The following is a 14,734-nucleotide window of genomic DNA, read 5'->3' as shown; positions in this document are numbered from 1 at the left end:
AGAGGATGACGAGCGCCAGCCAGGACGCGGGCACCCCGACCGAAACGCCGCCGGGCGCGCTTGCGGGCCTTAAGGTCATCGATGTCAGCCGGGTCCTGGGCGGCCCCTACAGCACCCAGATCCTGGCCGACCACGGCGCCGAGGTGATCAAGATCGAGCCGCCCCAGGGCGACGAGACGCGCGGCTGGGGACCGCCGTTCCAGGGCGACGCGGCGAGCTACTTCCTTGGCCTCAACCGCAACAAGAAGGCGATGGCCATCGACTTCTCGCAGGCCGCCGGCCAGGAGCTGCTGCTGCACCTGCTCGCCGATGCCGACGTCTTCGTCGAGAACTTCAAGATCGGCACGCTGGAGAAATGGGGCCTCGGCCAGGACGTGCTCCGGGAGCGTTTTCCGCGCCTGATCCACTGCCGCGTCTCGGGCTTCGGCGCCGACGGCCCCTATGGCGGCCGCCCCGGCTATGACGCCGCCATCCAGGCCCTGTCGGGCATCATGAGCGTCAACGGCGAACGCGGCGGCGAAGGCCTGCGCGTCGGCCTGCCGGTCGTCGACATGGTCACCGGCCTCAATGCCGCGCTCGGCGTCCTGATGGCGCTGCAGGAACGCGAGCGCAGCGGCCGCGGCCAGTTCGTCGAGGCGACGCTCTACGATTGCGGCTTCTCGCTGCTGCACCCGCACCTGCCGAACTTCTATCTCAACGGCAAGGTGCCGAAACCGTCGGGCAACGCCCATCCGAACATCTGTCCCTACGACACCTATGCCACCGCCACCGACCCGCTGTTCCTCGCCGTCGGCAACAACAGGCAGTTCGCCTCGCTCTGCCGGGTGCTCGGGGTCGAGGCCATTCCGGCGGATGAGCGCTTCGCCAGCAATGCCGCGCGCAACGTCAACCGTGACGCGCTGAAGGTGCTGCTGGAACAGGCGCTGTCGAAACGCGACTGCGCCGAGGTGGCCGAAACCCTGATCAAGGCCGGCGTGCCCTGCGGGCCGGTCCGCTCGATCGATGCCGTGGTCGCCGACCCGCACACCCATGCCCGCGAGATGGTCGTCGACATCGGCGACTATCGCGGCACCGGCAGCCCGATCAAGCTGTCGCGGACGCCGGCGAGCTACCGTCTCAAACCCCCGGCCTTCGCCGAGCATGTCGACGAGATCCTCGCCGCGGCGGGCGTCGACGCGACCACCTACGCGCCGGTCCTGCCGCGCAAACCCGTCACCTGAACCGGCCGGCCCCGCCGACCCGTTCCCGCAGCCAGTGAGCCTTCGTTCCATGTCCGCCTTCCGCGCCCTCGTCGTCGACAAATCCGAAGCCGGCTATGGCTGCCGGCTCGACATGCTCGACCGGTCCGCCCTGCCAGCCAGCGGCAATGTCACGGTCCGCGTCGAGCGCTCGACGCTCAACTACAAGGATGCCCTCGCCATCACCGGCAAGGCGCCGGTCGTCCGCAGCTTCCCGATGGTGCCGGGCATCGACCTCGCCGGCACGGTCGAGGCGAGCGACGATCCCGCCTGGAAGGCTGGCGATGCCGTCGTGCTCAACGGCTGGGGCGTCGGCGAAACCCATTGGGGTGGCCTTGCCGAACTCTCCCGGGTCAAGGGCGACTGGCTGATCCGCCGGCCGGCCGGCCTCACGGCCGAGGACTGCATGGCGCTGGGCACCGCCGGCTATACCGCCATGCTCTGCGTCATGGCGCTGGAGCGCCAGGGCGTGACGCCCGACAAGGGCGACGTGCTGGTGACCGGTGCCTGTGGCGGCGTCGGCTCGGTGGCCATCGCGCTGCTCGCCAGGCGCGGCTACGGCGTGATCGCCGCGACCGGCCGGCGCGAGGAGGAGGCCTATCTGAAGGAGCTCGGCGCGAAGGACCTGATCGACCGCGCCGAACTCTCCGGTCCGGGCAAGCCGCTCGGCAAGGAGCGCTGGGCCGGCGCCGTCGACACGGTCGGCAGCCACACGCTCGCCAATGTCTGCGCCGGCACGCGCTACGGCGGCGCCGTGGCCGCCTGCGGCCTCGCCCAGGGCCTGGATTTCCCGGCTACCGTCGCGCCCTTCATCCTGCGCGGCGTGACGCTTGCCGGCATCGACAGCGTGATGGCGCCCAAGGCGCTGCGCGAGACGGCCTGGCGCCTGCTCGATGCCGAGATCGACCGGCCGCGCCTCGCCGCCATGACGAGCCGCATCGGCCTTGCCGACGCGCAAGGCGTCGCATCCGATCTCATCGCCGGCAAGGTCCGCGGCCGCGTGGTCGTCGACCCCAGCGCCTGACCAGCCCCTTACGCCCCCGTTTCCACCCGACCAGCGAGGCCATCATGAGCCAGCATCCGATCAGCCGGTTTCCGGTTCCCGCCATTGCCGACATGCCCGAGGATATCCGCACCCGCATCCTCGCGGTGCAGGAGAAGTCCGGCTTCGTGCCCAATGTCTTCCTCGTCCTGGCACACCGGCCGGACGAATTCCGCGCGTTCTTCGCCTATCACGACGCGCTGATGGACAAGCCCGGCAACCTGACCAAGGCCGAACGCGAGATGATCGTGGTGGCCACCAGCAATGCCAACCAGTGCCAGTACTGCGTGGTCGCCCACGGCGCCATCCTGCGCATCCGCGCCAAGAACCCGCTGATCGCCGACCAGGTCGCCATCAACTACCGCAAGGCCGACATCACCGAGAAGCAGAAGGCCATGCTCGACTACGCCATGAAGGTGGCGTTCGAGGCCTACGCGATCTCCGATGCGGATCTCGCCACCCTCAAGTCCCACGGCTTCACCGACGAGGACGCCTGGGACATCAGCGCGATCGCGGCCTTCTTCGGCATGTCGAACCGCCTCGCCAACGTCACCAGCATGCGCCCCAACGACGAGTTCTACACGCTCGGACGCGCCTGACCCCTTAGCCCCGATCCCCTGCCCGAGCCGAAGCCCGGCGAGCCGGCTGACCTTGCACGGTCCGCCCGGCAACGGCTCCGGCTGCTCCGAAAGACGATGCCGGTCATGACCGCACCCTCCCCCGCACCAGCCCTTGCCGTCGGCGTCATCGGCGACGGCTTCATGCAGCCGTCCTATTTCGTCGATGCGCTGAACGAGCGTCTCGCCGGCCGTGCCCTCGCCATCGAGACCATGGCGCTCAACTGGCCGATCGAGCGCAACATCACCAAGGTCGACCCCGAGCTCTCGGTCCAGGAATTCGTCGGCCGCCCCGAGCAGTTCTACGACTTCATCGGCCGCGCCGAGATCCTGATCAATCACCTCGCCCCGGTGACCCGCGAGACCTTCGCCCGCGCGCCGAAGCTGAAGCTGATCGCGGTGTCGCGCGGCGGCCCGATCAATATCGACATGGCGGCCGCGCGCGAGCACGGCGTCCGGGTCGTCAACACGCCCGGCCGCAATGCCTCGGCGGTGGCCGAATTCACCATCGCCTCGCTGCTCGCCGAGACCCGCAATCTCATCCGCGGCCACGTGGCGCTCGCCGCCGGCGACTATCGCGGCGACCTCTACCATCGCGACATTGCCGGTCCCGAGCTGTGCGAGCTGACCGTCGGCGTCATCGGCTATGGCCATGTCGGCACGCTGGTGGTCAGGATGCTCAAGGGTTTCGGCTGCCGCATCCTGGTCCACGATCCCTACAAGCAGCTCTCGCGCGCCGACCAGGACGACGGCGTCACCATGGTCGACCTCGATACGCTCATCGCCTCGAGCGACATCGTCACCCTGCATCCGCGCGTCACCAGGGAGACGCGCGGCATGATCGGCGCCGCCGAGTTCGCGGCGATGAAGCGCGGTGCCTATTTCGTCAACACGGCACGCGGCCCGCTCGTCGACTATGCCGCGCTCTACGAGGCGCTGACCTCCGGCCAGCTTGCCGGCGCCGCCCTCGACACGTTCGAGTTCGAGCCGCCGCCCGCCGACTGGCCGCTTCTGAAACTGCCCAACGTGACGCTGTCGCCGCATATTGCCGGCGCCTCGCGCTACACCATCCGCAAGGCCGCCGTGATGATCGCCGAGGACGTCGCGCGCTTCCTCTCGGGCGAAGTCCTGCTCAACCCGTGTGACGGCCAATGACCGACAGTGAACTGAAGCTTCGGCTCGAGCTGATCGAGACCTGCCGCGGCATGAACCGGCTCGGCATCAACAAGGGCACGTCGGGCAATGTCAGCGTGCGCCACGGCAAGGGCCTGCTCGTCTCGCCGACGGGCATCGGCTACGACGCGATGCGCCCCGAGGATGTCGTGCAGCTCGACTGGGACGGCGGTTTCGACGGCGACGTCCTGCCGACCAGCGAATGGCGCTTTCACCGCGACATCCTCGCGGCGAGGCCCGACCTCAACGCCGTCGTGCACACCCATTCGGTGCATGCGACCGCCGTCGCCATCATGGGCCGTGGCATTCCGGCCATCCACTACATGATCGCCGCGGCCGGCGGCCCGGACATTCGCTGCGCGCCCTATGCCACTTTCGGCACCCAGGAGCTGGCCGATGCGGTGCTCGAGGCCATGGCCGGCCGGCGCGCCTGCCTGCTCGCCCACCACGGCGTGATCGCCGGCCATGTCAGCATGGCGCGCGCGCTGGCGCTTGCCGGCACGGTCGAGGAGCTCGCCCAGCAATATCTGCTCTGCCTGCCGCATGGCGAGCCGCCGGTGCTCGCGCCGGACGAGATCGCCCGCGTCATCGAGAAATTCCGCAGCTACGGCCAGCAGCCGAAGCGGCAGGACTGAGCGGCACCATGACCGGCGCCATCCTCTGTCTCGATTCCGGCACGACGGTGGTGAAGGCGGCCCTGTTCTCCGCCGACGGCCATCTCGTCGCGCTGGAGGAGGCGCCGAACCCCGCGCTGCGGCGCGCCCGCCTGCATGTCGAGCAGGACATGGCCGCAACCGCGGCCATCGCCATGAGCCTGCTCGCCCGCCTCGCGCAACGCCTCGGCGGCCATGGGCCCGGCGTCCTCGTCGTCACCGGCCAGGGCGACGGCCTCTGGCCGGTCGATGCGGCGGGCCGCCCGGCCGGCCCCGCCATGACCTGGCTCGACGGCCGCGCCGCCGAGCTGCTGCCGGAGCTCGAGGCAGCCGGCGCGCTCGACCGGATCAGGCAGGTCACCCTGTCGCAGCCGACCGCCGCCTCGCAGCCGCTGCAGCTGCTCTGGCTCGCACGCCGCGAGCCGGCCCGCTTCGCCGCGGTCCACCGCGCCCTGCGCTGCAAGGAATGGCTGCAGCTCGCCCTCACCGGCGCCACCCTGACCGATCCCTCGGCCGTGCTGCCGAGCTGGGGCGACTGGCGCCGCCAGATGCTTTCGCGCGAGGTCGAAACCTGCCTCGGCCTTGCCCGCGGCGTCGATCTCCTGCCCGACATGGTCGCCATGGCCGAAGCCGTGCGGCCGCTTTCGGCAGCCGCCGCGGCGGCGACCGGCCTGCCCGCCGGGCTGCCGGTCCTGCTCGGGCCGGGCGATGCCCAGGCCTCGGCGCTCGGGCTCGGCATCGGCCTCCTGCCCGGCATCGCGCGCGTCTCGCTGTTCGGCACCAGCGCCATCCACATCCGCCACCTCGCCGATCTCGCCGACGTGCGGGCCGAGCCGCCCGGCGCGATGCTCCTCCCCTTCGCCGAGCCCGGCCAGTTCCTGCGCCTGATGCCCTCGCTCAACGGCGCCGCGGCTCTCGCCCATCTCGCGCCTCTCGTCGGCGACACGCAGGCCTCGCCCTATCGGCCGTCGGGCCTGCTCGTGCAGTCCTTCTTCGAGCCGGTCGGCGAGCGCGCTCCGGTGACGTCGCCTCATGCCCGCGGCACGGTGCTCGGCTGGGCCGCCGGCGAGGAGCCGGCCGCCCTTGCCGCCGCAGCCCGCGAGGGCCTCGCCTTCGCCGCCCGCATGAGCCACGACCTGATGGGCCTGGAGCCGGGTCCGGTCGTGCTCGGCGGCGGCCTCGCCGCCGACGCCGACTTCGCCCGCATCATGGCGGCGACGCTCGGGCGGCCGGTGCTGCGCCCACCGGCGCGCCACGCATCGCTCACCGGCCTCGGCCTTGTCGGCATGCGCCATCTCGCCGGCGGCCGCCTGGCCGACCATGCCGGCCGCTGGCTCGGCGGGAAGCCGGTGGTCGACGCACCGGACGACGGACCCTTCGGCACCTATATCGCGCGCAAATACGCGCTCTACGCCAGCCTGATGGAGCGCATCGCGCCGCTCTGGCCGGACCTTGCCGCCGTCGCCGACCTCGCCGCGCGGCTCAGCCACCCATCAACACCTTCAAAAAATTGAGGACATTCTCGGGATGAGGAAAACGCTCGCAGCTCTCCTGGCGCTCGTGACCCTGTCGGGCGCGGCCGCCGCCCAGGAGCGCATCCGTATCGCCGCCGCCGCCCAGCCTGGCTCGGTCATGGAAGGCATCATCAAGACCTTCATGGACGACTTCAACGCCAAGGCCGGCGGCGCCTACCGGATGGAATATCAGTTCGTCGGCTCCGACCAGGAGCTGACCCAGCAGGTCGTGCGCGGCCGCCTGGAGATCGGCACGACCTCGCTCGCCGGCGCCTCGGTGACGGTGCCGGAGGGCGGCGTGCTGTCCATGCCCTATCTGTGGAAGACCGACGCCGAGCGGCGCTGGGTCATCGACAATGTCGCGCTTCCCGCGATCGCCGATCTCTACCGCCAGCGCGGACTGGTGGTGATCGGGCTCGGCGATACCGGCTGGTCCAACGTGTTCTGCAAGGCGCGCTGCGACAGCCCGGCCGAGCTCGCCGGCCGGCGTTTCCGCCTGCCGCCGGCAACCGCCGCCAAGATGTTCTGGGACCGCCTCGGCGTGAACGGCGTGCAGCTGTCGCTGCCGGATTTCTTCACCGGCCTCGAGCAGGGCATGGTCGAGGGCGGCGACCTGCCCTTCACCTTCTACGTGACGACGCCGGCCGCCCAGATCGCCCGCCACTATGTGCTGACCCAGAACTATCACCACGACCAGGTCTTTTTCGTCAACAAGCGCTTCTTCGATGGGTTGCCGGCAAACATTCAGGCGCTGGTGCGCAGCGCCATGCCCTCGGCCGCCGAAATGCGCCGGCGCCAGGACGCCGACCTGAAGGAGCGGATGGACGCCTTCGTCGCCGCCGGCGGCACCATCGTCGCGCTGACCGACGATGAGCGCGCCGCCTGGGCCGCCAAGGTCGTCGACGGCCTTGGCGCCCTCGTCGCCAGCCTGCCCGGCCAGTCGCGGGCGCTCTACGACACGGTCATGGAAGGCAAGCGCCGCTATGCAGCCCAACAGTGACCCGGCGGCGGCCGCCGCCGCTCCCTCGGGCGGCCTCGCCAAGGCCTATGCCGCCCTCCAGAAGGTCGAGGCCTTCATCTGCTTCGCCGCGCTGATGGCCGGCACGCTCGCCCTGTTCGCCGACATTGTCGGCCGCGAGATCCTCGGCCAGGGCATTTTCGGTGCCCAGCGCACCGCCGTCTACTGCATGGCGGTCGCCGGTGTCCTCGGCTTTTCCTATGTCGTCTCGCAGGGCGGCCACCTGCGCCCGAACATCGTCGACAAGCTGCTGCCGCGCCATCTCGACCCGCTCATGAGCCGCATCGGCGATTTCGTCTCCGGCCTCATCTGCGCGGGGCTCGCCTATGCCGCGGCGCTGTTCGTCGACGGCACCTACGGGCTCGGCGAATACAGCATGACGCTGCCGATCCCGATCTGGACGGTGCAGATCGTGCTGCCGATCGCCTTCGGTCTCGCCGCGCTCAAATATTTCCTCTTCGTCCTGTCGCCCGCGCTGCGGCCGCAGGAAGCGAGTTCCGAACTATGACCGGCGCCGCGATCACGTTCGGCAGCCTGCTGCTGCTCATCCTGCGCCAGCCGGTCGTGCTGGTGCTCGCCGTGGCCGTCGCCGCGATCCACCAGTTCGTCGCGCGCAACTCCTCGGCCGAATTCCTGATCCAGGACTTCTGGTTCACCATCGACCGCGACGTGCTGCTGCCGATCCCGATGTTCATCCTGGCCGGCAACATCATGAGCCGCGGCGAGATCGCCCAGCGCCTCATCGACATCATGGTCGAGCTGACCGGCGGTATCCGGGGCGGCCTCGCGGTCGCCGCTGTGCTCGCCTGCGCCGCCTTCGCCGCCATTTCCGGCTCGTCGATCGTCACCCTCGCGGCGATCGGCTCGATCATGTATCCGGCGCTGCTCAAGGAAGGCTATTCGAAGCAGTTCTCGCTCGGCCTGCTGTGCTCGGCGGGAACGCTCGGCATCCTGATCCCGCCGTCGATCCCGATGATGCTCTACGGCATCATCACCGACACCTCGATCATCAAGCTGTTCATGGGCGGCATCGGGCCCGGCCTGCTGCTGACCGTGGTCCTGGCGCTCTATTGCGTGAAGGCCTCGCCGGTCGCGGCGCGCGGCCGCTTCTCGCCCAGGGGCTTCCTGCGCGCGCTCGGGCGCGGCGGCCCGGCCCTGCTGCTGCCGATCATCCTGCTCGGCGGCATCTATTCCGGACACTTCACAACCACGGAGGCGGCGGTCGTCTCGCTGATCTACGCGCTGCTGGTGGAGGGCCTCTACTACCGTGACCTGACCTGGCCGGTACTGCTCGGCATGATCGGCGAGACGGTGAAGCTGTTCGGCACGCTCCTGCCGCTGCTGGCGCTCGCGGGCAGCTTCAACACCATCCTCGACTACGAGGGCATTCCCAAGCTGATGGTCGAATGGCTGAGCCAGTGGATCCACAGCCCGCTGACCGCCGGCCTGACGCTGAACGTGATCCTTCTGATCGCCGGCTGCTTCATGGATGTCGGCTCGGCGATCCTGATCCTGTCGCCGCTCCTGCTGCCGCTGATGAAGGCCCAGGGCTTCGACCCGGTCCATGTCGGCGTGATCACCACGATGAACCTGGAGATCGGCTACATCACGCCGCCGGTCGGGCTCAACCTGTTCGTCGCCATGGCGGTGTTCAAGGAGAGCTTCGGCACCATCGTGCGCGGCGCCTGGCCTTTCGTCGTCCTGATGATCATTCCGCTGCTGATCGTCACCTACTACCCGGCGATCGTCTTCCTGTTCGTCAAATGAGCCCGGCGCGGAGGGGCGCCCCGCCGCCTCCGCGCCATCGGCCCGGAAAACCCAATTCCACCGTTCCCGATCGAGGACCAGCCATGAACCGACGCACCATGAAGGCAGCGCTGCTCGCGCTCGCCGCATCGGCCCTGATGACATCGGCCGCCACCGCGGCGGAGACGATCCGCATCGCCGGCTCGCTCCGTCCCGGCTCGATGATGGATGGCATCATCCAGACCTTCATCACCAACTTCAACAAGGAGGCCGGGCCGGACTACCGCATGGAGTACCAGCTGGTCGCCAACGACCAGGAGATGACCCAGCAGGTCATCCGCGGCCGGCTCGAGATCGGCACGACCGGCCTTGCCGGCGCGGCGGTCTCGATCCCGCCGGGCGCCGTCCTGTCCATGCCCTATCTCTGGGACAACGACGCCCAGCGCCGCTGGGGCACCGACAATGTCGTGCGCCCGGTGCTGGAAAGCATCTTCGCCGGCAACGGCCTGGTGCTGATCGGCGTCGGTGACGCCGGCTGGTCCAACATTTTCTGCAAGGGCACCTGCGACACGCCCGACGAACTGCGCGGCCGGCGCTTCCGCGTGCCGCCGGCGGCTTCCGCCCGCGCGTTCTGGGAAAAGGTCGGCGTCAACGGCGTCCAGCTCTCGCTGCCCGATTTCTTCACCGGGCTGGAGCAGGGCATGATCGAGGGCGGCGACCTGCCGCTCACCTTCTTCGTCACGACCCCGGCTGCGCAGTTCGCCCGCCGCTACGTGCTGACCCGCGCCTATCACCACGAACAGGTGTTCTTCGTGAACAAGCGCTTCTACGAGAAGCTGCCGCCGCGCATCCAGGCGCTCCTGAAGAGCGCCATGCCGTCGACCGACGAGATGCGCCGGCGCCAGGACGAGGACGAGACCCGGCAGGCCGAGCTGTTCACCGCCAATGGCGGCACGGTGGTGCAGCTCTCGGCCGAGCAGCGCGCGGTCTGGGCGCAGCGCGTCGGCAATGTCCACGACAGCCTGCTCGCCGCCCTGCCGGGCCGTGCGCGCGAGCTCTACGACGCGGTCCAGGACGCCAAGCGGCGCTACGCGGCCCGCACCAACTGACCGAGGCCGGCCGGCGATCGGCCGCTCCGTGCCTGAACGCCATGCCCCGCAGCCGTTGCCACGGCGCGCGGGGCAATTTTTCATGTGGCCGAATTCCCACGACCGGACAATTGATAATGCAAATTGCCGAAGGCATTTGCAATCGGTTGTTCGCTCATGCAATTTCAACGAGGCGATTGCCGCCGCCGTCCGGCGGCAGAGGAATCCGCACGAGAGGTTGCAAAAGGCAGCGGATGACGAGCTCCGTCAGCGAACCAAGGCCCCGGGTCAATCTGCGCCGCCTCGCCGACGCGGTCGGCGTCCATCCCTCCACCGTCTCGCGCGCCCTCGATCCGGCCAAGCGCCATCTCGTCGCCGACGACGTGGCCGACCGGATCATCGCGGCCGCGCGCGAGCTCGGCTACCGGCCGAACCCGGTGGCGGCGAGCCTGCGCACCCGCCGCTCGACCCTGGTCGGCGTGCTGGTTCCCGACATCACCAATCCGGTCTTTTCGCCGATCATATCGGGCATTGCCGAAGTGCTCGGCGCCGAGGGCTATTCGACCATCGTCGCCGATGCCGGCAGCGAGTTCGGCGCCCGCATGGCGCTCATCGACGAACTGATCGCCCGCCGTGTCGACGGCCTCGTTCTGGCGACGGTGAGCCGCGACGACCCGATGCTGGAGCATTGCCTTGCGGAAGGCATCCACGTCGTGCTGGTCAACCGCGCCGACGATGCCGACCGCGCGCCGTCGGTCGTCTCCGACGATGTCGCCGGCATGCGCGTGGCTGTCGAGCATCTCCACCGGCTCGGCCACCGGGCGATCGGTCATCTCGCCGGCCCGTCGACACTGTCGACCGGCCATCTGAGGCGCCTTGGCTTCGAACAGGTGATGCGCGAGCACGGCCTCGCGGTGCCGGCCGGGGCCATCGTCGAGGCGCGCAGCTACGACCGCGACGAGGGCGAACGCGCCACCGCCGCCATGCTCGACGCCTGCCCCGGCGTCACCGCCATCGCCGCCGCCAACGACCTGCTCGCGCTCGGGGCCTACAAGGCGCTCGCCGCCCGCGGCCTCGCCTGCCCGCGCGACGTTTCGGTCGTCGGCCACAACGACATGCCGCTGGTCGACATGGTCGAGCCGCCGCTGACCACGATCCGCATCGGACCGCGCGACATGGGACGCGATGCCGCACGCCTGCTGCTCGAACGCATGACCGGCTCGACCCTGCCGGCGCGGCGCATCGTTCTCGCCCCCGATCTCGTCGAGCGCGCCTCCACTGCGCCGCCGCGCGCCGGCGCCTGACCGGCCGCGCCGGCCGTTTCGGCTGTCCCCAAAGGCGGATAGCGGCTTCGCCCGGTGCCGCCGCAGGGACGGTCCAAGCCGTTCTGCCGCGGTCCGGACGCCCGTCGTGCCGGGGCGGCCGCGCCGCCGCCGGGCGGCAGCGCCCAGCCTGCCGCATTGCTGGAACCCGGTCCCGTACGACAAACTCCGATTGACTCGCCGCGCCGTCTCGACCTAGCTTGCAATCGATTGTAGTCGATCATTCGGGCCGCTCGGAGGCGTTCCGCGTGATGGGCTCGGTTTGACGACACACAGAAAATGACAAGAGGGGTGCTATGGCCAGGATCACGCGGCGCGGGTTCGTGGGTGCATCGGTCGCAGCAGCGGGCCTGGTGCAGAGCCCGCTGGTTTTCGCGCAGTCCAACTTCATGGACCCGGTGCGCATCCGCATGGGCTTCGCGCCCTATATTTCGGCCGGCCCCTATCTGATCGCCGAGGCCCGCGGCTACTTCAAGAAGCTGAACGTCGAGATCGTGCCCTCGAGCCATGTCGACGGCAGCCTGTCGATGCCGGCGCTCGCCGCGGGCGAGCTCGACATCACAGGCGCGACGCTGAGCGCCGGCCTGTTCAACCTGATGGCCAAGGGCGCGGGCCTCAGGATGTTCTTCGAGCGCGGCCGCGAGGCGGCCGGCTGGGGCTCCAATTCGATCATGGTGTCGAACGAGCTCTGGGAGAAGGGCTTCCGCGGACCGGAGGGCTACCGCCATGCCAAGGGCGCCGTCATCGGCATCTCCTCGCGCGGCAGCGTCGCCCATTATCTGCACACGATGGGCCTCGAACGGGCCGGCCTGAAGGCCGACGACGTCGAATGGTCGTGGGGCATGACACCGAGCGTCAGCCTGCCGCTGATGAAGCAGAACCGCGTCGGCATCATCAACATGCCGCTGCCCGGCGCCTATGCGGCACAGAAGCAGGGCATCGGCAAGGTCGCGACCTGGAGCGACGAACTGGCGCCCGATTTCGTGCTCGCCTGTTCGGTGGCGAGCGAGAAGTTCCTGCGCGACCAGCATTCCGCGGCGGTCCGCTTCTCCATGGCGATCATGCAGGGCAATGCCGACTTCATGGCCGCCGCCAAGGACGGCAATGCCGAGGTGCTGAAGATCATTGCCGACGGCACCGGCCTGACCCCGCCGGTCATCGACGAGACACGGCCGCGCTGGACCTTCATGACCGTCGACGGCACGCCCAACATGCCCTCGATCATCGCCCAGCAGAAATTCTGGCGCGAACGCACCGACCTGCTGGCCCGTGCCGTGCCCGACGACAAGCTGTTCGACGACCGCGCGATCAAGGAGGCCAAGCAGCGCATGACCGAGAAGAACCCGTTCATCTGACCGTATCGGGGCCGCGCGCTGCGCCGCGGCCCCGAACGGCGACGAGGCATAGGAAAGAGCGCGAGGGAGGCGCTTGCCGCACCATGCAATTCGAAGCGATCTCGATCGAAGGTCTGTCGCACCGGTTCCTCAGCCGGACGCGCCCGCCGACCACTGCGCTGACCGACGTCAACTGCATCTTTCCGGCCGGCAAGGTCACCGCGATCGTCGGGCCCAGCGGCTGCGGCAAGTCGACCCTGCTCCTGATCCTGCGCGGTCTCGTCGAGGCCAGCAGCGGCAAGGTCCGCTTCCTCTACGGCGACGGCTCCGGCCAGCGCAGCGCCGGCGAGGCGCCGCGCATGGCCACGGTCTGGCAGTCGTTCAACCTCCTGCCCTGGCGCTCGGTCCTCGACAATGTCGCCTTCGGCCTGGAGCTCGCCGGCGTGCCGCTGGCCGAACGCCAGGCCAAGGCCGCCGAGGCGATCAAGGCGGTCGAGCTCGCCGGTTTCGAGAAACACTATCCGGGCCAGCTGTCGGGCGGCATGAAGCAGCGCGTCGGCCTCGCCCGCGGCCTCGTCCAGTCCCCCGACATCCTGTTCCTGGACGAGCCTTTCGGCGCGCTCGACGCGCAGACGCGGCTCTACCTGCAGGAGCAGCTCTCGAGCCTGGTCGAGACCAGCGCCAAGACCGTCATCCTCATCACCCACTCGATCGAGGAGGCGATCTTCCTCGCCGACCACGTCGTCGTCATGACCGCCCGCCCCGGCCGGATCGCCAAGAGCCTCGACATCGATCTCGCCCGGCCGCGCGGCATCGACGTGCAGAACGACAAGCGCTTCGGCGAATATTTCTCCGAGATCTACGGGCTGCTGCGCGACGAAGTCCGCAAGGCGATGATGAACTGAAGAGGCAAGCGCGATGTCGGACACCAACCGGTCGGCGCTGGCCGACCCCAAGGCCATGATGGACACCCGAACCACCGCCCAGAGCAAGCCGCAGCCCGACGTCAAGGACGAAAGGCTGCGCGACGACACCTGGTATTACGGGCCGGTCGCGATGGCCCTGTTCCTGGCCTTCTGGGAACTCTCGGTCCCGCTCTTCGACGTGCCCGAGATCTTCCTGCCGCGGCCATCCCTCGTCATCGTCACGCTCTATGACCTGTTTGCCACCAAGGCGCTCGCCTACGACCTGGTGCTGACGCTCTACCGCATCTTCGCCGGCTTCTTCCTGGCGGCCGTGATCGGCATCGCCCTCGGTCTGCTGATGGGCATGTCGCGCCGCATCTATGCGATCTGCGACGTCTTCGTGGCCGCGCTCTATCCGGTGCCGAAGATCGCCCTCGTGCCGCTCCTGGTCATCTGGCTCGGCAGCGGCAACGCCTTCCAGATCGCCCTCTCGGCGCTCGGCTGCATCTTCCCGATCCTGGTCAACACCATCATCGGCGTGCGCCAGTGCGACGAGGGCCTGATCCTGGCGGCGCGCGATCTCGGCGCCAGCGCCGTGCAGATCCAGCGCAAGGTGGTGCTGCCGGCCGCCGTGCCCGCCATCTTCGGCGGCCTGCGTCTGGCGCTCGGCATTTCCATCATCCTGGTCGTCGCGGCCGAAATGCAGACCGCCCGCTATGGGCTGGGCGCCAAGCTGCAGCTCGCCGGCCAGATCCTGGAAACCGGCCAGGTCTTCGCCATCCTGCTGCTGCTCGCGATCCTCGGCATCCTGCTGACCAAGGGCCAGCAATATCTCGACGGCAAGATCAACCGCTGGCGCACCCGCTGAGGCCGGATGAGACCGACGACGGCGGCCGTTCCTAGACCGGCCGCCGCCATGTGAAGGATCGCACCCGGCCGCTCGTCCGCACCGCCTGCGGACCGAAGCCGGCCGCGCCGGTCATTGATTGATGTGAGTGCCGTCTCGACCGCGACGCCCTGCCCTGCGCCCCCAAGCAGCGCGACCGGCCGGCATTCGCGATCACGGCACGATGGGAGAGACGCC

14 protein-coding genes are annotated in these 14,734 nt (G+C 69.3%); all 14 read left to right on the top strand.

Annotation, left to right across the window (positions count from 1 at the left end):
- The first annotated feature begins 5 nt into the window (after window positions 1-5).
- A complete protein-coding gene (locus OZ671_RS11190; RefSeq protein WP_103167943.1) occupies window positions 6-1,220 on the top strand; it encodes a CaiB/BaiF CoA transferase family protein in 1,215 nt (404 codons plus the stop codon).
- 49 nt (window positions 1,221-1,269) lie between these two features.
- A complete protein-coding gene (gene acuI, locus OZ671_RS11185) occupies window positions 1,270-2,262 on the top strand; it encodes an acrylyl-CoA reductase (NADPH) (protein ID WP_268860818.1) in 993 nt (330 codons plus the stop codon).
- Window positions 2,263-2,306: 44 nt separating this feature from the next.
- Window positions 2,307-2,879 carry a peroxidase-related enzyme gene (locus tag OZ671_RS11180; RefSeq protein ID WP_038303088.1) on the top strand — a complete coding sequence of 191 codons (573 nt, stop codon included), beginning with the start codon at window positions 2,307-2,309 and terminating at the stop codon, window positions 2,877-2,879.
- 105 nt (window positions 2,880-2,984) lie between these two features.
- Window positions 2,985-4,052: a 2-hydroxyacid dehydrogenase gene (locus OZ671_RS11175; protein ID WP_268860817.1), complete on the top strand. Its 1,068-nt coding sequence runs from the start codon at window positions 2,985-2,987 to the stop codon at window positions 4,050-4,052.
- Window positions 4,049-4,705, top strand: a complete 657-nt coding sequence (locus OZ671_RS11170; RefSeq protein WP_268860816.1) for an L-fuculose-phosphate aldolase — start codon at window positions 4,049-4,051, stop codon at window positions 4,703-4,705. The genes OZ671_RS11175 and OZ671_RS11170 overlap by 4 nt, the downstream gene beginning before the upstream one ends.
- A gap of 8 nt (window positions 4,706-4,713) precedes the next feature.
- Entirely contained in the window at window positions 4,714-6,237 is a 1,524-nt protein-coding gene (locus tag OZ671_RS11165; protein ID WP_268860815.1) for an FGGY family carbohydrate kinase, read from the top strand.
- 13 nt (window positions 6,238-6,250) lie between these two features.
- Window positions 6,251-7,237 carry a TRAP transporter substrate-binding protein gene (locus OZ671_RS11160; protein WP_268860814.1) on the top strand — a complete coding sequence of 329 codons (987 nt, stop codon included), beginning with the start codon at window positions 6,251-6,253 and terminating at the stop codon, window positions 7,235-7,237.
- Window positions 7,221-7,763: a TRAP transporter small permease gene (locus OZ671_RS11155; RefSeq protein ID WP_038303105.1), complete on the top strand. Its 543-nt coding sequence runs from the start codon at window positions 7,221-7,223 to the stop codon at window positions 7,761-7,763. Before OZ671_RS11160 ends, OZ671_RS11155 begins: the two co-directional genes overlap by 17 nt.
- Complete coding sequence (locus OZ671_RS11150) at window positions 7,760-9,022, top strand: TRAP transporter large permease (RefSeq protein WP_268860813.1); 1,263 nt, start codon at window positions 7,760-7,762, stop codon at window positions 9,020-9,022. The genes OZ671_RS11155 and OZ671_RS11150 overlap by 4 nt, the downstream gene beginning before the upstream one ends.
- A gap of 83 nt (window positions 9,023-9,105) precedes the next feature.
- The gene (locus tag OZ671_RS11145; RefSeq protein ID WP_038303109.1) at window positions 9,106-10,110 is read left to right on the top strand and encodes a TRAP transporter substrate-binding protein; all 1,005 of its coding nucleotides are present in this window, start codon (window positions 9,106-9,108) and stop codon (window positions 10,108-10,110) included.
- Between the two features lie 233 nt (window positions 10,111-10,343).
- The gene (locus OZ671_RS11140; protein ID WP_268860812.1) at window positions 10,344-11,393 is read left to right on the top strand and encodes a LacI family DNA-binding transcriptional regulator; all 1,050 of its coding nucleotides are present in this window, start codon (window positions 10,344-10,346) and stop codon (window positions 11,391-11,393) included.
- A gap of 314 nt (window positions 11,394-11,707) precedes the next feature.
- A complete protein-coding gene (locus OZ671_RS11135; RefSeq protein WP_038303112.1) occupies window positions 11,708-12,766 on the top strand; it encodes an ABC transporter substrate-binding protein in 1,059 nt (352 codons plus the stop codon).
- Window positions 12,767-12,849: 83 nt separating this feature from the next.
- Window positions 12,850-13,650: an ABC transporter ATP-binding protein gene (locus tag OZ671_RS11130; RefSeq protein WP_038303114.1), complete on the top strand. Its 801-nt coding sequence runs from the start codon at window positions 12,850-12,852 to the stop codon at window positions 13,648-13,650.
- A 13-nt stretch (window positions 13,651-13,663) separates the two neighbouring features.
- Window positions 13,664-14,518 carry an ABC transporter permease gene (locus OZ671_RS11125; RefSeq protein WP_038303116.1) on the top strand — a complete coding sequence of 285 codons (855 nt, stop codon included), beginning with the start codon at window positions 13,664-13,666 and terminating at the stop codon, window positions 14,516-14,518.
- Window positions 14,519-14,734 lie beyond the last annotated feature (216 nt).

This window comes from Phreatobacter sp. AB_2022a (assembly GCF_026847585.1).
Taxonomy (GTDB): Bacteria; Pseudomonadota; Alphaproteobacteria; order Rhizobiales; family Phreatobacteraceae; genus Phreatobacter.
This window is presented reverse-complemented; position numbering and strand designations above follow the sequence as displayed.